The 327-nt window shown below is 67.3% G+C and carries 1 protein-coding gene; it reads right to left on the reverse strand.

Annotated elements, in window-relative coordinates:
• Nucleotides 1–327 (reverse strand): beta-ketoacyl synthase N-terminal-like domain-containing protein (locus tag IG65_RS35565; RefSeq protein ID WP_036526721.1); only part of this gene is annotated, 327 nt, incomplete at both ends.

Below are 327 nucleotides of genomic sequence, written 5' to 3' on the forward strand. Positions count from 1 at the left end.
AGCACGATCCTGCCCATACGTGGCAAGCAACGCTTGGGCCTCGATCGGATCACCCAGCGTCGTCCCCGTGCCGTGGCCTTCCACGGCGTCGACCTCGGCGGGCGAGAGCCCCGCATTGGCCAACGCCTGCCGGATCACCCGCCGCTGCGAGGGACCATTCGGCGCGGAGAAACCATTCGACGCACCATCCTGATTCACCGCCGAACCCGCCAGCACCGCAAGAACCTCGTGCCCATTGCGACGCGCATCCGAAAGCCGCTCCAACACCAGCATGCCCGCCCCCTCCGACCAACCCACACCATCCGCGGCATCCGCGAACGACTTGCA

Source organism: Nocardia sp. NRRL WC-3656, assembly GCF_000720265.1.
Classification (GTDB): Bacteria; Actinomycetota; Actinomycetes; order Mycobacteriales; family Mycobacteriaceae; genus Nocardia; species Nocardia nova.